Source organism: Parasediminibacterium schistidii (assembly GCF_046546515.1).
Classification (GTDB): Bacteria; Bacteroidota; Bacteroidia; order Chitinophagales; family Chitinophagaceae; genus Parasediminibacterium.
On record NZ_JBKHKJ010000015.1, the window covers coordinates 1 to 23646 of the forward strand.

The window sequence follows — 23646 nt, forward strand, 5'->3', positions numbered from 1 at the left end:
CTTAACTAATATTTCCAATATATGGTTTTATCATTTCTATATGTTCAATGCCATCTTCCAAGTAAATTTCGCTCGTTTGTTCAAAACCAAAACTGCCATAAAACTTTTGTAGGTAAAGCTGTGCCCCAATTTTAATATCGCCTTTTCCAAGCAGCTGGTAGCAGCATTGAATAGATTGCATCATGATAGCTTTACCAGCCCCCGTGCCCCGATACCCAAGCGAACTTGCTACCCTGCCAATGCTCATTTGCATGTACGCTGTATTTGGAGCAAGCAAGCGGGTACACGCCACTAATGTATCATTATCATAAGCCAATACATGGTGGCAGGTTTGGTCTTTATTGTCAATATCTAAGAAAATGCAGTTTTGCTCCACTACAAAAACTTCGCTACGCAGGCGCAGCAAGGCATATAGTTCCTTTAGGGAAAGTTCATCAAATGGTTTGCAAATAAATTGGAGCATTTTTTTTGTGCTTATGGGTATCTCACTTTTACTATATAATGTTGCTTCAGCTCGCCTGCCCTTGTTTTGTAATTAATAAATTCCCCAGTCAATTCACTGGCATGGAAGAAATTAAACGCCACAGGTATATTGGTGCTGAACCCAACTTTTCGTAAAGAATCAAGGCCTTCCTTATTGGTATAAACAATAATGGGTACTTGCTTTGCTTTTACTTTCAATTGCTCTATCCCCCCAAAAAAGATAGGTGCCTTGGTATAAAAAGTAAAAGAATAGGAATTCTCGTTAAACATAGTAGCTGCGGCTACGCCAGTATCTTTTTCATTTATATAAAAAGCGGCTTTACTACCTGCTTGGTACTGCATCAATGATGGGTAAATACAGCAGTTGAGAAAAGCAAATACCCCAATGGCAGTAATAAAGCTTTTGCCAATAGCGGCTGTTAATATATCGCCATTAAACAACAACAAGCTGCCAGTAGCTGTGCCAGCCAGCAAAATAATTGCCAATAAATTATGTTCTGGCCGATAGAAAATAAGCAACAAGCCACCTACCAGCAGCATGGCGCCTACTACTACATACTGCACCCAGCGGACAATGGAAACAACTGCAGGCCTTTTTACTTGGCAAATATACTGAGCAGTAATAATGGAGAAAAAAGGAAAAAGAATATTGAGGTAATGCGGTAATTGAAACTTCGACAAAGAGAAAATAAGAAACATAAGCCCTCCACTGCCCAATGTTACATATTCCTGGTATAGATAAGGCGTAAGGCGGAGGGCTGCGGGGGTAAGTTCCTTGGCTTTTTTGATTGTCCAAAGCTTCCAGCCAAAAGCCATGTAAAATACCAGGCTCCAGGGCAGAAATGCCCAAAGCATGGTATGGAAATAGAAAAACTTGTCGCCCTCGCCACGGATAGGTCCATTGTTGAAGAAACGGCCAAACTGGCTGTCCCAAAAAAAGAAACGCAGACCTGAAACCCCGGTTTTGTCAAAAACAATTTTCTCGGGATGAAGGTCAAACTGCACATACAGGCAATATAGCTCGGGCAAAGTAAATACCAATACCAATGCCAATGCCACCAACCATTTGATGCTTAACAATTGCTGCCATTCTTTTTTAATTGCCCACTCTACTATAAAGCCACCTGCAATGGGTATGAGTATAAAAGGCCCTTTGGTCATGGCGGCACAGCCAGCAAAAAATGAAGCGATAACTATATCTTTAAACCACTTGCTACTGCCCGATGCCAAATAAAAATGGTATATGCTGCCTATTAACAGTCCTGTGAGGTAAGGTTCTGCCCGCACATCGTTATTAGATATAAACAAATGTGTAGCGGTTATGTACATCAGCACGCTAACCCTTGCAATGTTTTTGCCATTTACCTTGCTTGCAAACAAAAAAGTATAGGCACCGCCCATGCCCCAAAACAGTAAAGCTGGTATTTTGTAAGCAAAAGTATTGATGCCGAATATTTTATAGCTGATAGCAGCCATCCAAAAGGGGAAATGCGGCTTGTCGAGCCAATCGGTGCCAACTACTTTTAAATTGATGAAATCGCCCGTTTGTGCCATTGTCTTGGCAATGCAGGCGTATAAAGTGCCGTCAGAATCGAGTATGGTGATAAACAAGCCAGAGGCATTTACTGCCACGCCTAGGAATAGCAGTACATAAAACCATTTATCTAGCCATGCACCCCATTTATTTGTTTCCTTTTCCAGCATTATCCAGGCAATTGTTTAATAATATAGGCGAATATAAGCAACTGCTGTGCGATTGCCAATAGTTAGGAAAGGAATAGTGCAGGTTAAAGTTGCCACAAAGGCACAAGGTCTCGAAGATGCAAGTTTGGTTAATCTGCCATGAAGGCACGAAGACACAAAGAGGCACAAAGTTTTAAGGGAAGAATAAAAGAAAAAAAGAAAAAAATTATGTTATCAATAGCTTTTAACCTCCTTTACTTCGTGTTTTTGAGGCTTCGTGGCTAGTTTTTCCAAATTGTACTTGAAACATGATATTCCATTTACCCCAATATCCTTGAAATAAAATCTGAGTGTAGGCTAATTTTTAAAAAAGCTGTCATGCCCAGAATAAAGCCCAATATGCTAAGGCTTGCGGCAAAATAGAGCAGCCATTTCTTTTGCGTAAGCGCCGTGATGCCAAACAGGGCAATAGCAATGGATAGAAAAGCTTCCGTCATGTCAAACTGGTCGTCGAAAACATTGATGTCGTCATATTCCTTGGCATAGCCTTCTGCTTGCTTTTTTATCTCGGCTTTGTCTTTTTCGTACTGGGCTATTTTGGCTTCTGCTTTTTTTATCAGGCTGTCGCTGCCGGGCAGGTGCTGCAGCTGCATCATTTCTATCGTGTTGGCCACTAGGCTTTGCTTGGTACTTTTGGCTTGGTAGTATGACCAAGCATCAATAGAATGCGCCTGTGCCTGCGACATGGCCTGTACAATATTGCCATCTTTTATATTGCAAATAGCCATGAAGGTAGCGGTAAGCGACACAAATATTGCCACTAGTGCATTTATTTTGCTTTCATTACTGTGGCTTACTGATTCTTGTATTGTTTCTGCTATTTCGCTCATGATCTTGAAAATTTTGATTTTAGACTAAGAAAAGGCTTTTCTATAACATGATAAGAAACCAAAGCAGATACTATAATCATGCCTATGTTTTGCGGGAACTGATTGACCCAAAAAGCGGTTTTGCAAATAAAAAATTGCTGCCACAAATAAATGCTGTAAGACAATAAACCTATATAATTGACCAGCTTCAAATTAAGAAATTTAAACCATGTTCTTTGAGGACCAAAAATAGAATACATCATTATTAAAGCAATCAATACATTTGAGATGGTAGCATGCCTTGACAACAGCGGCACAAAAATGGCAGTGAATCTAGTTTTATAAAAAAGCCCTACAATAAATGGGAAAAATAAAAAATAAAAAATACATACATAAAAGATAATGTTCCAATAGGGGCTTATTTTCTTTAATAGCTCATCTTTATACAAAGCAAAGAAGCAACCAATGGATATGGCATCTATCCTTGTAAAAATGCTTTGATCAGCAACCCAATGGATTTTATAAATAGCCGCAAAAAACCTAAGGAATGGAACCATAAGAAATAAAATTACCGATGCCCTTTTCCTAAATGTATCTCCTTGAAGAAAAATGATTGGCCATAATAAATAAAACTGTTCTTCCACGCTTAATGACCACCCATGTGCGGTGTACCAATCCCAACCTGCAAGGAAATTAAAGTCCTTTGTGTATGTAATTGCAGTTGCCCACGAAGCATTGCTGATTTTTATGTAGCCAAATTGCTGCACAATAAAATAAAACAATAAAAGTGTATAGTAAGCAGGAAAAATCCTTAATACCCTTCTTATATAAAAATGTGGCAATCCTATGGTTGCTGTTTTAGCATCTTCCTTCAACATCAAGGAAGTGATTAAAAAGCCAGAAATTACAAAAAAAACGTTAACCCCAAATTGCCCGTCTTCTAACAAATTAAAGATAAGGTATAGCCATTTTGAATTTTGTAAAATTGAAGGGATATAACCATGATATGAAAAATGATGGATAATTACTATAATGATGCTAATTGCTCTTAATCCATTGAGGCTAGGATATTTCTTCATTTGCAGTTTTTTTCCTTTTGTTATAATCTGTAAGCAATGTCCTACAATAGTCTATACTCGCAAATAAACAAACTATATTTTTACCGAGGCTCCCAGCCATGCCATCATGCCGATACCTGTTTCAATAGCCCTTTCGTCAATATTAAACTTGGGGGTATGCACATTGTGTATAATGCCTGCGGCTTCGTTGCGCACACCTAACCTATAAAAGCAGCCCGGTATTACTTGGGTATAATAGCCAAAGTCTTCTGCCCCCATGCGTATTTCTGTTTCTTCCACATTGTCCTGCCCCATGTAGGCTATTGCCTGCTGCCAAGCAATTTCTGTAAAGGCAGGGTCATTGTCAACAGTAGGGTAGCCAACATCTATTTTTAGGTCTATTTCTGCTCCCATGGCTTCTACCAATCCTATTGCTTGCTTGGTAATCAAATCGTGTGCCTTGAAACGCCATGCTTCATCCATTGCCCTGAAAGTACCCATTAGCTTTACTTCGCTAGGTATTACGTTGGTGGTATGCCCGCCCTGTATGCTGCAAATACTTAATACTGATGGGGAAAGCGGGTTGTTGTTGCGGCTAATAATTTGTTGTAGGCTTACAATCAAGTGCGAAGCTATCAATACGGTGTCGGCCGTTAAATGCGGTGCAGCGGCGTGCCCGCCCTTGCTGCGGATGGTAATATATATTTCATCGGCACTGGCCATCACACGGCCTTTCCGGAAACTTAGCTTGCCCACGTCCAATCCGGGATGCACATGCAGGGCGATAATGCCTTGTGGCCTTGGGTTTTCCAATGCCCTTTCTTTTATCATGTAGCTGGCGCCGCCTGGGTTGCGTTCTTCACCCGGTTGAAAGATTAACTTTACAGTACCTTCAAAATCGTCTTTTAATTCGTTCAATATTTTGGCTGCCCCCAATATTACTGTTGTATGCACATCGTGCCCACAAGCGTGCATAACGCCTATGTTTTGTGATTTATACGGCACATTATTTTCTTCCAAAATGGGCAAGGCATCCATGTCGCCTCGAAGGGCGATAACCCTGCTTTCAGGATTTTTGCCTTTTATCAAGGCAACAATGCCAGTAGTGGCTTTCACCTCAAAAGGGATACCTAATGCTGTTAGCTTTTCTTGAAGGAAACTACTGGTATTAAATTCTTTATAGCTCAATTCGGGGTTTGCATGCAAGTGCTGCCTGATGGCAATACATTCAGGGGCAAAAGCGGTAGCCAGTTCTTTTATTTTTTGTAATAACAAAGTTTTTTAATTAGGAATTAGGAATTAGGAATTAGGAATTAAACCTATCCTTCACTGCTTTCTACTTATCACTTACTACTTATGACATACCACTTTACTTTGGTACCACTTCATCATCATCCTTCATGGAATATTCTATGGCATCTTCTACAACATATACGCCTTGTGGGTAAGTTTTATTTAGCTCCTTTCGGAATTTTTCGGCATCTTCTTTTTTCAGGAAATTGCCTATGCGCACTTTAAAATAAGGGGAATGATACAGCAAGTAAGCCTTCTCATCTGTATATTTCGATAATATATCTGCTTTTATCTTGTTTGCTTGGTCCCGGTTGGTAGTGCTTACTATCTGTATCCTATAGCCTTTGTATAATCCCGAGCTTGTCATCATTGAAAGCCGTTTGTTCATTTGTGCCTGTTTGCTTACCAGCACATCTAAACGGGGATCCTTGCGTACGATGATTGTGTCGTTTGCTAATAGGTAATTACCTACCAATAAAAAAGCGAAAAGCATAACCAATAACTTCATACTATGTCCATTTAAAGCACGCAAGTTAAGGAAGTTGGGGGAAACGGTGTTTTGTGATACAAGTTACAGGGTACATAAAAGTTTTTTGTTTTTTATTAAAAAATCAACCTCACCCCACTTAAAAGGTAGGGACAAGTTAGGTAAAGGAAAAGGTAGCAGGATCAGGGAAAGAATAAGATATGTATATATTTTTAATAATATCAATATCTACTAGTGTTATATTAAAATAGTTTCAGTTTTGCCATTTTTGTTAGGTTTTTTGCTGTTTCTTTTTTTTCAAAAATCGTTGCTGTGCTTGTAAGTCATTGATTATCAACAATAACATCAAATTTTTGTGCGTGATTTGTGCGTATTTTATGCGTACTTTTTGAGTAATTTGTGCTTGCTTTGTGCGTATTTTATGCTCATTTTGTGCTTGATTTGTGCATATTTTACAGCCATAAATACAAGACCAAATTTTAGGACTACAACTATCTTAATATTAGTAAAAAAAGAGCTACGATTGGGATGCCAAGACACTAGCTTGGTAAGTAGTTTGTATCATGTGCATTTCTAGCACAAAGATAAGTTTTTTATAGATTGAGGGTTATCAGGACAAAGTGAAAAATTTTATGCAACCAAAGTTAAAGGTTATTGGTTTCAGGTGTACAAGTCCTTGTAACAAGAAGCCAGCATCAAGAAACTGACCTTTACAAGAACAAAGCCGCTAAGGTATAATCTGCCAGCAATATCATGATGCAGCTTACTACCACTGCACTGGTACTGGCTCGCCCAATTTCCAAAGAGCCACCTTTTACATGGAAGCCATAGTATGCCGGGATGCTGCAAATAAGAAAAGCATAAGTGTAGGCTTTGTACAAAGCAAACTGGATATTGTATATTTTTAAATTTTGGCGCAGGCCAATATCGTACAAATCAGGGGCAAGTATTCCCGTAAGGTCGCCAGCCAACTTGCCGCCCCAAATACCCAATACAGCAGAAATGACAATTAACCCAGGTATGACAAGCAGGCCGGCCAATATTTTGGGTAGCACCAAGTAACTTTTGGGGTTAATGCCCATTATTTCCAATGCGTCTATCTGCTCGCTGATGCGCATATTACCTAGTTCGCTGGCTATCTTGCTACCCACAACGCCTGCCAGCACAATGCTTAGCACAGTGGTAGATAGTTCTAATATCATGCTGTCCCTTACAATCTGGGCAACAGTGGTCATGGGTATCAATGGGCTTACCAGTTGATAGGCCGTTTGAACGGTTGACACTGCCCCAAGAAACAAAGAGATAATGACCACAATTGGCAAAGCGCCAATGCCTATTTCCACGCATTGGTGCATAAACTCCTTCCAGTACATTTTAAAGTTTTCGGGCTTGCTAAACATGCCTTTCAACATTAAAAAATAAGCGCCGAGATGTGAGAAAAGGCTCATGGGTTTGTTTTAAGTTTTATGTTTTAAGTTTTGTGTTTTAAGAAAACTGTCCACAATGATTTTGTAATTTGTAAAAAATATAAACACAATGTAACATAAAACTTAAAACACAAAACTTAAAACAAGAAAAATTATTTCCGCTTGTCTTTAAGTCTTCCCCACCATTCCGTTTTTTCCACGGCGGCCACCGTGTCTGATTTGCATTTTAGCTGTGCATCTACTACGGCTACCAATGCCATGTTTACAATGCTTCTTACAGTGCTGCCCAATTGTAGCACATGCACAGGTTTTTTAATGCCCAGCAAAATAGGGCCAATAGCATCTGCCCCGCCTACTTCCTTCATCAGGTTGTATGCAATATTGCCCGCCGTCAGGTTGGGGAATATCAGCACGTTCACATTCTGGTCTACCAATTCGCTGAATGGGTAATTGTCTTTTAAAATATCGTTGCTAAAAGCGAGGCTTGCCTGCATTTCGCCATCAATAATCAAGGATGGGTTTTGCTCTTTTACCAGTTTGGTTGCCTTGGCCACCAAATTGGCCTCGGGGCTGTCGCTGCTGCCAAAGTTGCTATAACTAAGCATGGCAATGCGTGGCACCACGTTTAGGTTGCGCACTTCTTTGGCTACCATCATGGTTATATCCGCCAGTTCCTCAGCGGTAGGGTTAAAGTTTACGGTGGTATCTGCCAAAAACAAAGGACCTTTTTTGGTAATAAGCATATACATGCCGGCTATCTTTCGCACCCCCTCTTCTGTTCCAATAATATTCAATGCAGGCCTGATGGCATCGGCATAATTGCGGGTAAGGCCGCTAATCATGGCATCTGCATCGCCTGTTTCCACCATCATGCAGCCAAAATGGTTTCGGTCGCGCATTATTTTTTGGCTTTCGTATAGGTTTACACCCTTACGGCACCTCTTTTTAAAATACAACTCCCCATAAGCTAGCCTTTTTTCTTCCATTGCCTCACTGCGTGGGTCAACAATAGGCAAGTCTGAAATGTCAATATCATTGGCCTCAGCTATTGCCCTTATTTTAGCTTCAACGCCTAAGAGGATAGGGTAAGCCACGCCTTCGTCATAAGCAATGCTGGCCGCTTTCAATATTTTCACATTATCGGCTTCTGCAAATACTAAGCGTTTAGGGTCTTTCCTCGCCTTGCCACCCATTGCCCTTAGCAATTGGTTGTCTAGCCCAAGGCGTTTGTCTAGCTCTATTACATAAGCATCCCAATTGGTTATTTCTTTTTGTGCCACGCCACTTTCTATGGCTGCCTTGGCTACTGCAGGGGCTACGGTGCTAAGCAACCGTGGATCCAATGGCTTAGGTATGATATATTCTGGGCCGAAAACAATATTTTTTTGGTTATAGGCCATGTTCACCATGTCTGGCACAGGCGTTTTGGCCAATGCTGCTAGGGCTTTCACGGCAGCAAGCTTCATTTCTTCATTAATTTTTGTAGCTCGTACGTCCAATGCGCCACGGAATATATAAGGGAAACCTAAAACATTGTTTACTTGGTTAGGGTAATCGCTGCGGCCTGTGGCCATGATAATATCGGTACGGGCTGCTATGGCTATTTCGTAAGTTACTTCTGGGTCTGGGTTGGCCATTGCAAAAACAATGGGGTTGGGCGCCATGCTTTTTAGCATTTCTGTACTTACCACGTTTGGCACGCTTAGGCCAATGAATACATCGGCATCTTTAAAGGCAGTTTCAAACGTCCAGTCTGCACTTTTGGCGGCATACAGCTTTTTATTGTCCGATAAGCCCTCCCTGCCAATATGGATAACGCCCTTGCTATCGAACATCAAGAAGTTTTCAGGCTTTGCCCCCAATGCTACATATAGCTTGCAGCAAGATATGGAAGCCGCACCAGCACCATTTACCACTATACGTGCTTCTTCTATTTTTTTGCCTTGTATTTCCAGTGCGTTCAACAAGGCAGCTGCACTAATAATAGCTGTGCCATGCTGGTCATCGTGCATCACGGGTATTTTCAATTGCTCCTTTAGCTTTTCCTCTATGTAGAAACATTCAGGGCTTTTAATGTCTTCTAGGTTGATGCCGCCAAAAGTGGGCTCTAATGCTTTTACTATCTGGACAAACTTTTCAGGGTCTTTTTCGTTTATCTCAATATCAAACACGTCAATATCGGCAAATATCTTGAACAGTACACCCTTACCTTCCATTACAGGCTTGCCTGCTTCTGGCCCTATGTCGCCCAGTCCTAATACGGCAGTGCCATTGCTGATAACAGCTACAAGGTTGCCTTTGGCTGTATATTTATAAACATCTTCTGGGTTGCGGAATATTTCCATGCAAGGCGCAGCTACGCCGGGGCTGTAAGCAAGGCTAAGGTCCCTTTGCGTTTTGGCTTCTTTAGTAGGTATTACTTCTATTTTTCCTGGCCTGCCCATGGCGTGGTATTCCAAAGCCTGTTCCCAACGGGCATCTTTTTTTTCCATACGTTCTTAGGTTAATCTTTCATTTAATTGAAATGCTATTTAATAGCAATTACAATTATAGTGCTATTATTGGATTTACTGTAACGCGTGTGAAAAGAATTTAGAATTAGGAAATAGGAATGGTTAGATTGTACTGCCCATTCCTAATTCTCCATTCCTAATTCCTAATTCCTAATTATTTAGCTATCACTATTTTCTGAGTGTAGCTGCTGCTGCCCAATACAACTTTTAAGTAATAGCTGCCATTGGCAATATGGCTGGTGGGTATATCAATTATATTGTTGGATACATTGTATGCTTTGCTCAAGATGTTTTTGCCCATAATATCCGTAAGCACAATTTGTGCCGATGCTGAAGTCGTATTCACTGAAACATGGATAAAGCTGCTGGCAGGGTTGGGGTAAACGCTTACCTTGAAGCTAAACGGTATATGTATGGTAAATACTTCGCTGTAGCTGTACTTGCCATCTTTGTCTATTTTCCTTAAACGGAAATATACCCTGCCACCACTGTTGCTTGCAGCATCTGTATTAAAATAATAATTGCTGCTGCCATCGGCTTTTACAGACCCAATTGCATAAAAATCAGTGCCATTTACGCTTTTTTGTACTTCATAGCCGCTTAGGTTTATTTCATTGGCTACCTGCCATTGCAAAGCAATGGTACCGCCAATTAGTTTACCGCTGAACAACACTATACTTACTGGCAGGGTTGACAAACCAGGGCAGGTATTGTTCCATATTTGGTTTACATATTGGGGGCTATCGATAAAAGGGTTTCGGTTGTGCTGGTAAGTATAAGTGCCATTGTTCCTGTCTATTTCTTTTTGGCTCACAGGGTCTTGGTTGTGCCATTTAATCATCATTTGCAGGAAGGGGAGTTTTACTGCCGGGAAAGTGCTGCTGTCAAAAGATTTTGCAGCATCAGGATTAGTGGACCATTTAGGGATACTGTTCTCATACATGGTTACAAAATACAAAAATGCCCTTGCTACGTCGCCTTTAAACTCATCCCTAGGCTCAAACACGGTACCTGGAATGCCCGCTACTGCCGATGAGCCTAGCTTGCTGCCGTTCTTGCTGGTATAGCTTGCCGTGGCTACTTCGCCATACGGGTAGTTGGATCGTTTGCCATTTACAGAACCATCCGTAGGGAATATGAAATTATAATCGGTAGCCGTGCCGCTGCTACCTGTATTTCCATTGAACCAACTTTGGGGTACTGAATGTTCCCTGTTGTAACAGCCACCCTCGCCTGAATAAGTGCCGCACTGCCCGCCAGAACCACTGCCACCTGGCGTAAATTGATACGGATCGGTTCCGCCCTCTATTGTAGAGTATATATCATAAATAACATTTGCAGAACCCGTGCCCACCGTGCGGGGTTTTATATCCGTCAAGGGGTATTGCGTCCACAAAGAAGAATAAGACTTTGGTGTAACGCCTGTAGAGATGATGGTTTTCAAGGCTGTTTTCAAATCTGCACAGCTTTTATTGGCAGCGGCATCATAATAGCCACCTGGGCCACCCGGAGCCTGGGCAACTGCAAAAGATAAGGCAAAAAGAGAAAACAAAAAAGGTAATATTTTTTTCATTGTAATAATTTAAAGCAGCGAATATAAACCAATGCTGAAAGGGTTGCTACACTATTTGCAATATTTGGTTATTTTTAATGCAAAAAATGTAAATTTATGTGTATTTCAATGGGTTTCAATCCATTGAAAATATGCCATAACACTGGGTTGAAACCCAGTGCAAACCGTACTAAACCACCACAATGTCTATTCTGAATAGTATAATTATAAAATGTAAAAAAAAGCAAATATTTGAGCTTCCTATTGCTCAATAACCTTTATTTCATCTGGTGTAAGCCCATACAACTGATACACCATTTGGTCTATGGCTTTGTCCGTACTATCTATTTCATTTTTCAACTCAACAGCTTTTTGTTTCTCCTGTAAAAAGTAGCCTTCCCATTCTGCTTCCTCAGACAAGGACAGTTTTACTTTTTTCTTGCCCAATTCTTTTATAAACCCATCATAGCTTAGCAAATACCAATCTTGCAGCTTACCCGGCAATTCCGTTAATGAAAATTTGCGCTTAATAGTGCGCTGGAATTTTTGGGATGCTTGTTGAAGTTCTTTTGTTAAAGAAAGCATCTGGTCTGCTTTGTCGATAAATGGTTGTTGTTCAAATAGCGATGCTTTTTTGATTGGAAGTTGTTTTAATTGATACCCTTTGATTTTTGGAAATAAGTCCTTGTTATCATTGAATTGGGCTAACCAATATTTACGAATTAAATTTGAATTAAGTAAAGCAAAAACAAATTTCAAGGAATAATTTTCATCGCTTAGGTATAAGTTATAGATAGTATTTGAAGTTACAATATTTTTAGTACAATAGCCCACAATTGGCACTTGCCCTATTTGTCTAATTACAATCCTATCTCTGTCATATACTTCACTATCGCCTCCACTTTTTATGTTCGAGTTAATAAAATTAAAGAACATTTTTGGTATCGAATATTGATACCTTAATACATCTGCCCCGTCAATCATAGGTATATAAGCTTCTGCTAATTTTTCACTGCAGATAGAGCTTTTTCTGTCATAAGCTTGAATCCCAAAATATGTTTTACCTATTTCATCAAAGGTTATACATTCTTTAAATTCAACCTCAAAACTCTTTTTTATCTTAAAAACTTGTTCCGAACTATTTAACCATTCTGATTGGCTATTTTCGTAAACTAACCGTAATTCACCATTTATTGAATTAAAAATTTGAATTTTATCATTTAATACACTTGCTTTAGTTAGAACAAGTGTAGCTACATCAACTCCAGCATCAATAAATACAGTGTTTGTGTGGTTAACCAAAATTTCTACACTTGTTTTTGTTAATATGAAACTTCTTAGTTTTTGAATATATTTATTGGTCAAAAATGTATTTGGCGTAATAAAGCCTAATTTCCCATTGTCTTTTAATAAATTAATAGATTTTTCATAAAAAAGATGAAACAAATCTATTTTGTAACTTGCTACTTGAAACTTTTTGTATTCTTCTAATGTAGTTTCATCAGTATTTGATGGCTGACATAGTACATACGGCGGATTCCCAATCACCACATCAAACCCACCACTATACTTTTGTTCAAAAGCTTTTTTGGTATCCATGCAGAAACTGGCAATAATGTCGTTCAGGGTTTTGGAATAGGCAAGCCCGTGCTTTTCCCTGTTGCCTTGCACATAATTGATGGCATTGGTTAGGTAAGTTTCATTATATCCCCAGCCAGGCTTGGAAGAAAGCGATACCAACTCCCACTCATCCAAAAATGCCCTAAAGAATTTCTGCGACCATAAATGGCCGTGATGTATATCGTTATCAATGGTTTTTGTTTCTCCAATGGGCTTTAACCCATTGCTTTCCCCATTGGCTTCGGTATTTCCAATAGGTTTCAACCCATTGGAATTGATTTTATTAAACAAATATGCCGACTTTCCTTTTATCGTTTTTACTATATCATTTAGTTCATCTGCTGCACATACCAAAACAAGGTGGGCATGGTCTTTACAGATATTGTAAGCTATGCACCTGTATTTATTTTCTGTAATAATGCCGCCTATTATTTCCGTAAGGGCAATCTCTTTTTCAAGGGTTAGTTCCAATGGTTCACCTTTTGGCACATTATAGGCAATCATTCTTTGCGAAGCCCTTGAATTGTGGGTAGTGAACACAAGATGGTATGCCCTCATTTCTTTTCGCTTGAACACTTGCGGAAATTCCTTTTGCCAATCAAAAGCCTTTTCGCCTGCAATGGCAGGGTCGTCTATCAGCGAGTTGCCACATTTTATGTTGTTGTTCAAATCGTTCAGCTTTCTATTTGGCTGTGCGGTGCGCAGCCAGAGCGACAGCTTGGCTATTTCCACGCTTTCTTCGTTCAAATCCACCCCAAATAGGTTGTTTTCGAGAATGCTCTTTTCAATATCGCTCAGAATCATCGGCACGCCAAGCAGCTTGGCTGTAAGCTCATCCACATATCTGTGCTCGGTTATCAAAAAATCCAATGCTTGGTTCAAGAATGCCCCACTCCCACAGGCTGGGTCGCAAATTGTAAGCGATAGTAGCCATGCTTTATATAAATTAAGTTTGTCTAATAGCCCTTGCTTCGTTTTTATTTGTCTTTTCTTATCGCTTGTATAGTCAGCTTCTACAATTTGCAAAGCTGCTTTTTTCTCGGTGCACAGTTTACCAACTGTGTTGTCAACAATATACTTTGTAATATATTTTGGCGTATAAAACACACCATCTTTCTTGCGTTTTGTTTTTGATTTGTCAATGGCAATACCCTCTAATGTCGCCTTTATCTCGTCTAGCTCGTTCAGCGAATTTTCAAAAATATGCCCAAGTATATTCACATCTATCTCGCTTGCAAAGTCGTACTCGGATAGGCGAAGGGTATGCGTGAACAACAGTTCATCATCAATTTTAACGGTGTCCAACACATCATCGGGCTTAAACAAACCACCATTGTAGGCAAACACATCATACCGCTTGCCTTTATACCCAGTGTTCAAATACTCAAAATACTTCTTAAATCGGTCATACAAGGGTATCTGCACGTCCCTTTCCTGTAAATCTTTCCAATCGTTTAGTATCAATCTCACAGAGTTGGGTGGTAATAATTGCCTGTCTTCTGCAAAAAATAAAAACAAAAACCTGTCCAGCAGCTTTTGCGATTTTTTAAACAACGTCAATGCGTCATATTGCCTGTTTTGTTTCACCAAATCCTGATGCAATTCCCGTTTAAACAAAGAATAATCCTGATACAATTGCTTGGTAATTACCTCCTCTTGATTTACAGATTCAGTTTTTACCACCTTAGGAATTCCCTTCTCAATGCTCTCGAATGACAGGCACAAATACAGTAAACCAAACTCCTTTTTGGTGAGCGTAAACAGATTAAACTCTAACCATTCAATAGCATTGTCAATATAAAAACGGAGCTTTTCAAAGTTGGAGGTAACTACATACACACATTCGGGCTGGTTGTTTTTATACCCAAATGCCTGTGCCTCTATCTTGCTTAAATCAGTGGTGTTTGTTCCCTTTAATTCAATAACAGCTTTCACCTCGCCATCAATGATAATAGCCCCATCCGCCTTTTTGCTGTCTTTTATGTTTTTATGTTCTGTGGTAATGTTGTACTTGGGCGTAGGGCTTTTGGTATATCCTAGAATATTCACAAACAGATCAATCAAAAATTCCCCTTGATATTGTTCTTCCTTGCAATTACGGATGTTCTCTTGTATTGCAGCATTTCCAAAATGTGCCTTAAACTCTTTGAATTTTGTTTCAAGTCGCTTTGCGTCAAGTTGGTTTAAATATTTTGTTTCTACTGAATTTTGGAAAAGACTCATATCTATATTTAGAGCTAGGTAATGAAGGGCAAATTAATACTTTTAGGTCTACTGTTTATAATTATGGCACCTTAGTAAAATTTAGGAATACTCCAATGGGTTTCAACCCATTGTCATGGCATATATATACAATGGGTTGAAACCCATTGGAAAGTATATTGAGCCATCCCAACCTAAAACTTAAAACACAAAACTTAAAACACAAAACTTAAAACACAAAACAAATCCCTCAAAATATCCCCTCCAACCCCTTCAAGTCCCTTACCATGTAGGTAGCTTTTATATGTGGCGTGGCGTTGATATGGTTTACAAAAATAGTATCCATACCAGCGTTGATGCCACCTTGTATATCTGCATCCAAGTTGTCGCCTATCATAATGCTTTCAGCAGCTTTTGTATGGGCTTTCAGGAAGGCGTAATCAAATATCTCCTTATTCGGTTTTACCGCATTGCTTGCTTCGGATGTGATGATTTGTTTAAAATAACTATTCAGGTTGCTTTTAGCCAGCTTGCTACGCTGTACCAGTTCAAACCCATTAGTTATTAAATGCAACTGGTACCCCTTTAGTTTCAGGTAGGTTAAAATTTCGTTGGTATAGGGGAATAGGGCTGTTTTTGTGGGCAATAGCTCTAAAAACTGCACAGAAAGCTGCTTTGAAAGCGGCTCATCGGCAATTTTATATTCCAGCAAAGTAAGCCACATGCGCTTCCATCGTAGTTCATCTTGCTTGATGAACCCCTTGGAGTACCTGTCCCACAGTCGGTTGTTGTGGAAATTGTATTGCTCAAAAAAAGCATCAAAATCGGCTATGCCTTTGGCTTGCAAGTTATTATGGTGGTACAATTCGTGTAGTGTTTCCCTTGAGTTGGTTTCAAAATCCCAAAGAGTATGGTCCAAATCGAAAAAAAGGTGCTTGTAGCGGCTGCTCATACTTCTGACTAGCTAATTAAAAAAAGGGTTGAAGTTAGGTTTTTTTGGGCAAAACAGCTCAAAGAATAAAAGGGTCGTTGATAGGATGCATTTCAAATCTCACTTTTTTGTTGATTTCTATTTGGCAGATACAGGCGATATTTAATTTTATTTAAATAAGCAGCCTCCTTCGTCTTTGGGTTTGAAATAGATGGGGCTTGCAGTAGATTTCAACTGTAAAATATGGGTTTATCAAGCATCCTATATGGGGGCAATTTGGGATACGCATGGGGGCATATTTCCCCCATATAGGATTTTTATTTTGGTTTATATACCTAAGCATGCGATTTTTACATTAAACCAGCAACTACTGCATCTTGGCCTCGCCTCACACATCGGATGTTAGTTGACTTAGGAAAATGATAATTCACTATCAAAATCTTATCAGTTGCTTATCAATAAACTATCAGTTTCCTATAATAAAACTATCATTCTATTATCGATAAAGTATCATAAAATTCACTTAAATTATTATAAAAAATGAGGCTTAAAAAATAAAAAATATTTGAATAACAATGAGTTACAAGAAAAAGGATAGGCTCGAAAAAAAAATAAATCATGGAAAAAGAAGAAAAAAATCCATTTCAATTGTTTGCTTAGTTCTTCAATTTCCCCTGTTTGTTCTTTCTTTCTCTCCTTTCGGGTAGGGCTGGGGTTAGGTTAAATGTGTTACTGCTAAATAAAAAACGAAGATTTGAAATGCACCCCAATTTGGTAAGGGGTAACCTATTATTTTTATATTTGCTTCAATCATTGGAGTTTTGTATTTAGTTACAACAAAAAATGTTTTATAATTTATAATCAAAGTTTGTTGTTTTATATTTACAAATGATGCTTTTGGAAATGGAAAAGTTATTTTGAAAGTTTTACTTATTCCCTTCGTGCCACTTTGAGCCTTTGTGGCTAAAATTACAAAAACACCTATGTACGTTAGTGATACAGATAAAAAGAATTTTGCCTCGATCATCCTCTTGGATGAGATACTAAACAAAGACAGTGTTTTTGCCACTAGCTTAGAGCCAGCCGACAAAGTACTAGAACCTTTGTTGATAGAACTGCTTGGAAAAAGCTATCTATCTGTAGCGGGAGGTAAGTACGCAATAACAGACAAAGGCAAGCAAGCATTTGACGTATTTATGCAGCGTTATACCGAAGCCTTGAAGCTGTATGATATTTTTGCGTTTGTTGATTTGGAAAAAGGGGAATTTGCCTTTAGCCGCTACTTCGATTTTGACAATGACCAGGAATGGGACATATTTAAGTCTGAAAGCCGCTTTGAAGACTTGCGGATAGCTGTTGCCATGTTCAAAAAGCTAAACCCAGCAGAAATTGTTTTCATGTCCTTCATCAATGAAAACCGATTTGACACGCAGTCAACAGGCTGGCAGTTTGATTTGGTATCGAATGCCATCTGGGACGAGATAGAGGAAATATGTGCAACAGCCATAAAGCCAGCCGACCTTGGCGACGATGCCATGAAAGACATGGTGGCGCAAGGCTCGGCATTGTTAATCAATATTTTAAAAGAAGAAGCCGCACACAACAAGGAACAGCAAGAATATGAATATGCCAACAACCAAAGCAATAACGTTGTAGAAACGGTGGTTGAGGAAACAAGCTATTACGAGCCTTATTACTACGACCCTTATTATGTTTCGCCTTTTTGGTTAGTGCCGTTGTTTTTGTGGTAGCATAGAAGGGGATTGCCACAAAGACGCTAAGTAGCACTAAGAAAAAAAATAAGGTTGCAAATTGCTTCATTAATTTCTTTGCTTTCCTTTCGTGCTACTTTGGATATTCGAGTCTTTGTGGCTAATTTACTATGCAAACCCACCATTAATAACCAATTTCGTTAATAAATATAAATTATTCCTTCTTAGGCTGTGTATCTTGACTATACCTTTGTAACTTGCATTTTTTACAGTATCGGCTAGCAGTTAGCTTGGTTGTAAAATCAATTCCTTATATTAAATGGCTTTACCTTATCTCGTCAAGCATATCTACAACAATGGTTCCGAGGAAGTAATCCGTCGTGGAAAAAAAATCTATTCGTCTGGGCATGTGGACCTTATGGAGTACGACGAATTAATGTCATCTATCACCTTCAGAGTGAAAGATGACAACTACTCCATCTATTACAAAGTGTACATAACGCATTTTAAAGACCCAGCTACACTAAAACTGCGCTGCACCTGCCCATACAACCTTAGCGAGATATGCAGGCACAAAGCAGGGGCTTTGTTTACCCTGCAAGACCTGATGGACAGGAACATGTTGGGCGAAAGGGAACTGATATATGACCAGAAGCACACGGTCGTAAAAATGAAGCAGCTAGACTTGAAAGTGATACGGATGCTTTCAAGCCCAGAAACATTTACAGCAGCAGAAGTTTTTATTGCTGGTGGCAACAAAGCCAAAATAGCTAGCGCTAAAGAAGAGCGGGTGGTAGCAGAAGTGGCAATAGATGGCACTACGTTTAAACTAATCATCCAAAAAAACGAAGAACGGAATTTTGATACCAGTTGCACTTGCAGCAGCGATACTAAGCACCCCTTGTGCGTACACAAGACCATCGTGTTCATGCAATTGCTAAAAGCAAAAGGTGCTAATTATTTTGACACGATACGTAATTGGGATGCCGTAAAAAATAAATTATTGAGCCTATATGGCTATTCGCTAAGCGATGATTTAAAAGGGAAGTTTGAATTTACCTATACCGAAGGCAAGCCTTTTTTAAGGGTGCTGGACAGTTCTATACAAAAAATAGCAGCCACCGTGGGGCCAGTTGACATCATAAAGCCCAAGCCAGTATTAGCAGTAGAACAAAAGCTACAACACCAAGAAGCCTACGAATCTGTTGCGGTAGCATCGCCTGCCATGCAAAAAGCGGCTTTTAAACTAGGGCTGGTAGTAACCACCAACCAACAGCAATACCCATATATAACAATAGAGGCGGTACAGGCAGAAACGGACGATGATTTTTCTAAATATACAGGGAAAATAGAAAAGATAGATCTGAACAAATTCATTAATACAGAAGTGTTTAATGAAGACGATAAAATAATGGTGCAGCAGTTGCGCAAGCTGATGGGCATAGAGGTAAACAAATACCTTAACCGCAACTCGCCCTTCACGGGCGTTTGGGAAAACATTATACAGCAAGACAATGACGAGTTGCCCGAGGAAACCCGCAACATCATCAATGAATACCTGCACCCCAAGTACAAGAAATTGCTAGGTGAGCTGGCAGGCAGCAACTTCCTATTTTACCTGCCCGCAGGCAAGCCATTTATCACAGCCAACCTGCAGCAGGCTGAATTTTCGGCCACGTTTATTTCCCCGGCTTTTACCATTTATTATGAAAATGGCACTTATACCATAGAATGCTATGTGAAACTGCCTTTGGCAGAGCTGGACATACAAGAAAACGAATGTTCTAGTCCACTGCTTTTCCAATACCACAACCAATTTTTCACTTGGGAAAACAGTGAAGACGTAGCGGTGGCAAGCAAGTTTTTGCCAACTGGCAAAATGGTAATACAAGAACGGGCCTGGGCTACCAAGCTTCAGGATTTTGTGCTGCCACTAAGCAAAACTTATAATGTAAATTTTGGCAACCTTGAAAAAGAGGAGATAAAAGATGTATTGCCCGATTGCAAGATATTGCTGAAAGAAAAAGGCGATTATTTAGTATTAGAACCCATATTTAGCTACAAGGGTTATGAAATAAGGCATTCGGACAAAGAAAAAATAATATTGCCTGTAGCAGAAAAACTATTGGTGATACAGCGGAACATAGAAGCTGAAAATGCTTTTGTAAAACGCATAGAAAACCTGCACTCCAACTTTATAAAGCCTGCAGACACCAACAACCTTGCACTGAAAGGCGTGGATGTATTGAAAGACAACTGGTTCTTTCTATTTATTGATGCCGTGAAAGACATGAGCGTAACCATTTATGGTTTCGATGCGCTGAAACATTTCCGGTTCAACACTGCAAAGCCTTCCACCAAAATATTCATCAGCAGCAACACCGATTGGTTTGATGCCAAGATAGAAATAAGCTTTGGCAACCAGCAGGTAACGGTTGACGATATTAAAAAAGCACTGATGAGCAAGCAGCAATATGTGCAGCTTGCAGATGGCTCGTTGGGTATTTTGCCAGAGGAATGGTTGAAAAAATACTCGTTGCTGTTCAGGGTAGGCGAAGGCAAATCGACCAACATCAAGCTAAGTCGCTATCATTTTAGCGTGATAGAAGAACTGTACAACGAAAGGAACGAGGAAGAATTATTCTTTGAGCTCGAAGAAAAATACGAGAACCTAAAAGAAAACTTTGCGATAAAAGATATTGAAGCACCAGCCCATTTAAAGCCTATTTTAAGGCCTTATCAGGAAAGTGGCTTCCGCTGGCTGAATTATTTGCGCGAAGTGAACTGGGGCGGCATATTGGCCGATGACATGGGGCTTGGCAAAACAATACAGGCACTTAGCTATATCTATCATTTAAAGCAAGAACTAGGCACGCTGAAAGCATTGGTGGTTTGCCCTACCACACTGATGTACAACTGGCAGAATGAAATAATAAAGTTTACGCCAACGCTTACCTTTTATATTCACCATGGTGGTAGTCGCCTTAGGGAGAGCTTGCAGCAAGACCATATAGACGTGATTATTACCACGTATGGCACGCTGCGAAGCGATATAAAACAATTTGTGGACCTTAACCTAGACTATGTGGTGCTAGATGAAAGCCAGGCCATTAAAAACCCAAGCAGCAAAGTAGCAAAAGCGGCTTGCCTGCTAAGGGCGAAAAACCGCCTCTGCCTAAGCGGTACGCCATTGCAGAACAATACATTCGACATATTTGCCCAGATGAACTTCCTGAACCCCGGCATGTTGGGCAGCGTGGAGTTCTTTAAACAAGAATTTGCGATACCCATTGACAAGTTTGGCGAAAAGGAACAAAAAGAACATCTACGCAGGTTGCTGTATCCTTTTATTTTAAGGAGGACTAAGGAACAAGTGGCCAAAGACTTGCCCGAGAAACAGGAAATGGTATTGTTCTGCGAAATGGGCAGCGAGCAGCGCAAAATATACGATGCTTTCCGTAATGACTTTAGGGACAAAATATTGGGCGTGGTTGATTCACAAGGGGTTGGCAAATCGCAATTGACCATATTGCAAGGGTTGATGAAGCTGCGCCAAATTTGCGACAGCCCCTATATCATGAACGAGTCGGAACGCTACCCAAATGTGTCTGTAAAGCTGGAAGAAATAGGCCGCGAAATAACTGAAAACATTAGCAACCACAAAGCCCTTGTGTTCTCCCAATTCTTGGGAATGCTGGCTTTGATAAAAGAGAAACTGCGTGATTTAGGCGTGCCTTTTGAATATTTTGATGGCAGCACCACGGCCATAGAAAGGGAAAGGGCTATACAAAATTTCCAGAACAACGATACTTGCCGTGTTTTCCTAATTTCTTTAAAAGCAGGTGGCGTGGGGCTGAACCTTACTGCTGCCGACTATGTATATATAGTGGACCCTTGGTGGAACCCTGCCGTGGAGCAGCAAGCCATTGACCGTACGCATCGCATAGGACAAACCAAAAACGTATTTGCTTACCGGATGATTTGTACAGATACAGTAGAAGACAAAATATTAAAACTACAAGAACGCAAGCGAGCGCTAGCACGTGACCTCATAACCGATGATGAAGGTTTTGTAAAAAGCCTCAGCCGGGAAGATGTGGAGTATTTGTTTTCGTAGGGGATTTATCGAAGGGGCTGGTTTTTCCAGCCTCTTTTTTATTTTTAAATTATTGGCTATTCCTATCTTTAATCTACTCCCACCCCCATTTCTTTAAATGTTTTAAGGAATAACAACTTTGCATCCAGCACACTCCAGTTAGAAGCACCACCAAGGTACAAGCCATATTTTTTAAACTCAGCGATTAATGGTTCTGTATTGCCTTCCTGAAAAGCAATCCGCTCTAGTTCCATTGCCTTGCTTTCGTATTTATTAATAAGGGCTTGGGTACGGGCAGATTGGTTCAGCCCAAACTTAGCTGCAATGGCATGCCTGATGCGTTTAAAAACAGGATGCAATGTTTTTTCAACAGGTTTTATAAAGTCACCCAAGTAGGCTTTGCTTGCATTATGCAATAATGCTTCCAGCAAATGCCGGCCTTTTTTAGTAGGCTGGCTGCTTTCAATCATTTTTGCAACCAATACACTATGTTGTGCAAAAGAATAAAAGTGGGAAGTATGCCCGCCAAACAAGCATTTTTTGCTAAGGCTATTGGCTATATCTTCTATATTAATCATTTCCCGGGTGGGATTGTCCAAGTTTATAACCCTGCCAGAAGCAGTATTAAAAATGGACTGATAAAATTGCTGCCTAGGGTTCAATACGTTTGTTATTGCGTTCATAAACGTTTGCTTTAGATTCTATTTACCAATAATACAAATCCCGAACCAAAATGCAAATCAAGTCGTATATTTTTAAACTACATATTTTTTTAAAATTGATTTACTTAATTATTCATTTAATAATTAAACAATAATGCAACAAAAGACCCTGCTTTTTTATTTTTATTTCATTTAAGTTCAAAAAATGTAAAAACTAAAAGATGAAATACTTTTAGTTTTTAGTTAAACCTTTGCTATTCCACTTCCAGTTGCCTGATGTCTTTTATCAATTGTTCCATGTCAAAAGGCAAAGTGCCGTTGTAAATGCCCCTTATGCGCAATTGCTTGTCAACCAGCAACACATTCTCTGTGTGCAAAAAATCATCGCTCCCTTTTGCTTGCCCAAGCGTTTTTTCTGCGAAATAAGATTGGCTACCACAACTGCAAGCAACAAGAAGAAGAAGAATTTTATTATGACTGTTTTAAGGTTATAATTGATTTGACGGCTTTTGGGGGACAAACTTTTGGTGGTGCTAACTTTTTAGCCATATTGATAGTTCATTTTTTTTGCCAGGGCATCTGCAAGTTTCATGGCTTCTACTGTGCCTGATTCAAGTTTTATTTTTATTGCTTTAGGTGTTGCTTTTTTTAATTGCGGTAGGGCTAATACGTGCCTCTTTTTTTTTGCTGTTCTTTCATGCCTTTTTTTTGTAAAGATAATAACTAAAACAAAAAAAGCCACCCATCAGCTATTACGCTAATGGATGGCTTTCTTTATAAATATTGTAAATATTATACCAACACAGCACCTTCAACCAAAACAGTTACTTTGTTGTCCAATACTTCTACAAATCCGCTTTGTATGGTATAGGTTTCAAAACTTGTTTTGTCTTTCAATATTTTAAGGTTGCCTTTAGATAATGCGCTTACCAAAGGGGCGTGCTTGTTCAATACCTCGAACAAACCATCAATACCCGGAAGCTGCACGCCGTAAACAGTACCGCTATATATTTTCTTTTCTGGTGTTAATATTTCTAAAGTCATACCCCTATCCCCTA

Annotated in this window: 17 protein-coding genes; 2 read left to right on the plus strand and 15 right to left on the minus strand. The window is 39.6% G+C overall.

Annotated features, from left to right (window positions below; genetic code table 11):
- Nucleotide 1: 1 nt before the first annotated feature.
- The 11 genes from ACHFIY_RS10055 to ACHFIY_RS10105 form a co-directional block, all read right to left on the minus strand.
- A complete protein-coding gene (locus ACHFIY_RS10055) occupies nucleotides 2-463 on the minus strand; it encodes a GNAT family N-acetyltransferase (protein ID WP_410845956.1) in 462 nt (153 codons plus the stop codon).
- 11 nt (nucleotides 464-474) lie between these two features.
- On the minus strand, nucleotides 475-2187 hold the full coding sequence (locus tag ACHFIY_RS10060; protein ID WP_410845957.1) for an ArnT family glycosyltransferase: 1713 nt from the start codon (nucleotides 2185-2187) through the stop codon (nucleotides 475-477).
- Nucleotides 2188-2486: 299 nt separating this feature from the next.
- Nucleotides 2487-3056: a DUF4337 domain-containing protein gene (locus tag ACHFIY_RS10065; protein WP_410845958.1), complete on the minus strand. Its 570-nt coding sequence runs from the start codon at nucleotides 3054-3056 to the stop codon at nucleotides 2487-2489.
- Nucleotides 3053-4114 (minus strand): acyltransferase family protein, encoded by a 1062-nt coding sequence (locus tag ACHFIY_RS10070; protein WP_410845959.1) that lies wholly within the window; start codon nucleotides 4112-4114, stop codon nucleotides 3053-3055. Before ACHFIY_RS10070 ends, ACHFIY_RS10065 begins: the two co-directional genes overlap by 4 nt.
- A 72-nt stretch (nucleotides 4115-4186) precedes the next feature.
- The gene (locus tag ACHFIY_RS10075; RefSeq protein ID WP_410845960.1) at nucleotides 4187-5368 is read right to left on the minus strand and encodes a M20 metallopeptidase family protein; all 1182 of its coding nucleotides are present in this window, start codon (nucleotides 5366-5368) and stop codon (nucleotides 4187-4189) included.
- Between the two features lie 94 nt (nucleotides 5369-5462).
- Nucleotides 5463-5894, minus strand: a complete 432-nt coding sequence (locus ACHFIY_RS10080; RefSeq protein ID WP_410845961.1) for an SPOR domain-containing protein — start codon at nucleotides 5892-5894, stop codon at nucleotides 5463-5465.
- Between the two features lie 689 nt (nucleotides 5895-6583).
- Complete coding sequence (locus tag ACHFIY_RS10085; protein ID WP_410845962.1) at nucleotides 6584-7321, minus strand: MlaE family ABC transporter permease; 738 nt, start codon at nucleotides 7319-7321, stop codon at nucleotides 6584-6586.
- A 131-nt stretch (nucleotides 7322-7452) separates the two neighbouring features.
- A complete protein-coding gene (locus tag ACHFIY_RS10090; RefSeq protein ID WP_410845963.1) occupies nucleotides 7453-9792 on the minus strand; it encodes an NADP-dependent malic enzyme in 2340 nt (779 codons plus the stop codon).
- A 175-nt stretch (nucleotides 9793-9967) separates the two neighbouring features.
- Nucleotides 9968-11386 carry an endonuclease gene (locus tag ACHFIY_RS10095; protein ID WP_410845964.1) on the minus strand — a complete coding sequence of 473 codons (1419 nt, stop codon included), beginning with the start codon at nucleotides 11384-11386 and terminating at the stop codon, nucleotides 9968-9970.
- A 240-nt stretch (nucleotides 11387-11626) separates the two neighbouring features.
- Nucleotides 11627-15208 (minus strand): Eco57I restriction-modification methylase domain-containing protein, encoded by a 3582-nt coding sequence (locus ACHFIY_RS10100; RefSeq protein WP_410845965.1) that lies wholly within the window; start codon nucleotides 15206-15208, stop codon nucleotides 11627-11629.
- Between the two features lie 229 nt (nucleotides 15209-15437).
- A complete protein-coding gene (locus ACHFIY_RS10105) occupies nucleotides 15438-16139 on the minus strand; it encodes a YjjG family noncanonical pyrimidine nucleotidase (protein ID WP_410845966.1) in 702 nt (233 codons plus the stop codon).
- 962 nt (nucleotides 16140-17101) lie between these two features.
- Here ACHFIY_RS10105 and ACHFIY_RS10110 point away from each other — a divergent pair.
- A complete protein-coding gene (locus ACHFIY_RS10110; protein WP_410845967.1) occupies nucleotides 17102-17869 on the plus strand; it encodes a hypothetical protein in 768 nt (255 codons plus the stop codon).
- A 280-nt stretch (nucleotides 17870-18149) separates the two neighbouring features.
- Nucleotides 18150-21947 carry an SNF2-related protein gene (locus ACHFIY_RS10115; RefSeq protein WP_410845968.1) on the plus strand — a complete coding sequence of 1266 codons (3798 nt, stop codon included), beginning with the start codon at nucleotides 18150-18152 and terminating at the stop codon, nucleotides 21945-21947.
- 68 nt (nucleotides 21948-22015) lie between these two features.
- Here ACHFIY_RS10115 and ACHFIY_RS10120 read toward each other — a convergent pair whose 3' ends face one another.
- The 4 genes from ACHFIY_RS10120 to atpC all read right to left on the minus strand — a co-directional run bounded on the left by ACHFIY_RS10120 (nucleotide 22016) and on the right by atpC (nucleotide 23632).
- Complete coding sequence (locus tag ACHFIY_RS10120) at nucleotides 22016-22609, minus strand: hypothetical protein (protein WP_410845969.1); 594 nt, start codon at nucleotides 22607-22609, stop codon at nucleotides 22016-22018.
- 233 nt (nucleotides 22610-22842) lie between these two features.
- Nucleotides 22843-22965 (minus strand): hypothetical protein, encoded by a 123-nt coding sequence (locus ACHFIY_RS10125; protein WP_410845970.1) that lies wholly within the window; start codon nucleotides 22963-22965, stop codon nucleotides 22843-22845.
- Nucleotides 22966-23129: 164 nt separating this feature from the next.
- On the minus strand, nucleotides 23130-23330 hold the full coding sequence (locus tag ACHFIY_RS10130) for a hypothetical protein (protein WP_410845971.1): 201 nt from the start codon (nucleotides 23328-23330) through the stop codon (nucleotides 23130-23132).
- 50 nt (nucleotides 23331-23380) lie between these two features.
- A complete protein-coding gene (atpC, locus tag ACHFIY_RS10135) occupies nucleotides 23381-23632 on the minus strand; it encodes an ATP synthase F1 subunit epsilon (protein WP_410845972.1) in 252 nt (83 codons plus the stop codon).
- Between the last annotated feature and the right edge of the window lie 14 nt (nucleotides 23633-23646).

Coding starts and splice junctions, on each gene's coding strand:
- ACHFIY_RS10055 (WP_410845956.1), bottom strand. CDS start 463: ATGCTCCAATTTATTTGCAAACCATTTGATGAACTTTCCCTAAAGGAA.
- ACHFIY_RS10060 (WP_410845957.1), bottom strand. CDS start 2,187: ATGCTGGAAAAGGAAACAAATAAATGGGGTGCATGGCTAGATAAATGG.
- ACHFIY_RS10065 (WP_410845958.1), bottom strand. CDS start 3,056: ATGAGCGAAATAGCAGAAACAATACAAGAATCAGTAAGCCACAGTAAT.
- ACHFIY_RS10070 (WP_410845959.1), bottom strand. CDS start 4,114: ATGAAGAAATATCCTAGCCTCAATGGATTAAGAGCAATTAGCATCATT.
- ACHFIY_RS10080 (WP_410845961.1), bottom strand. CDS start 5,894: ATGAAGTTATTGGTTATGCTTTTCGCTTTTTTATTGGTAGGTAATTAC.
- ACHFIY_RS10085 (WP_410845962.1), bottom strand. CDS start 7,321: ATGAGCCTTTTCTCACATCTCGGCGCTTATTTTTTAATGTTGAAAGGC.
- ACHFIY_RS10090 (WP_410845963.1), bottom strand. CDS start 9,792: ATGGAAAAAAAAGATGCCCGTTGGGAACAGGCTTTGGAATACCACGCC.
- ACHFIY_RS10095 (WP_410845964.1), bottom strand. CDS start 11,386: ATGAAAAAAATATTACCTTTTTTGTTTTCTCTTTTTGCCTTATCTTTT.
- ACHFIY_RS10100 (WP_410845965.1), bottom strand. CDS start 15,208: ATGAGTCTTTTCCAAAATTCAGTAGAAACAAAATATTTAAACCAACTT.
- ACHFIY_RS10105 (WP_410845966.1), bottom strand. CDS start 16,139: ATGAGCAGCCGCTACAAGCACCTTTTTTTCGATTTGGACCATACTCTT.
- ACHFIY_RS10110 (WP_410845967.1), top strand. CDS start 17,102: ATGTACGTTAGTGATACAGATAAAAAGAATTTTGCCTCGATCATCCTC.
- ACHFIY_RS10115 (WP_410845968.1), top strand. CDS start 18,150: ATGGCTTTACCTTATCTCGTCAAGCATATCTACAACAATGGTTCCGAG.
- ACHFIY_RS10120 (WP_410845969.1), bottom strand. CDS start 22,609: ATGAACGCAATAACAAACGTATTGAACCCTAGGCAGCAATTTTATCAG.
- atpC (WP_410845972.1), bottom strand. CDS start 23,632: ATGACTTTAGAAATATTAACACCAGAAAAGAAAATATATAGCGGTACT.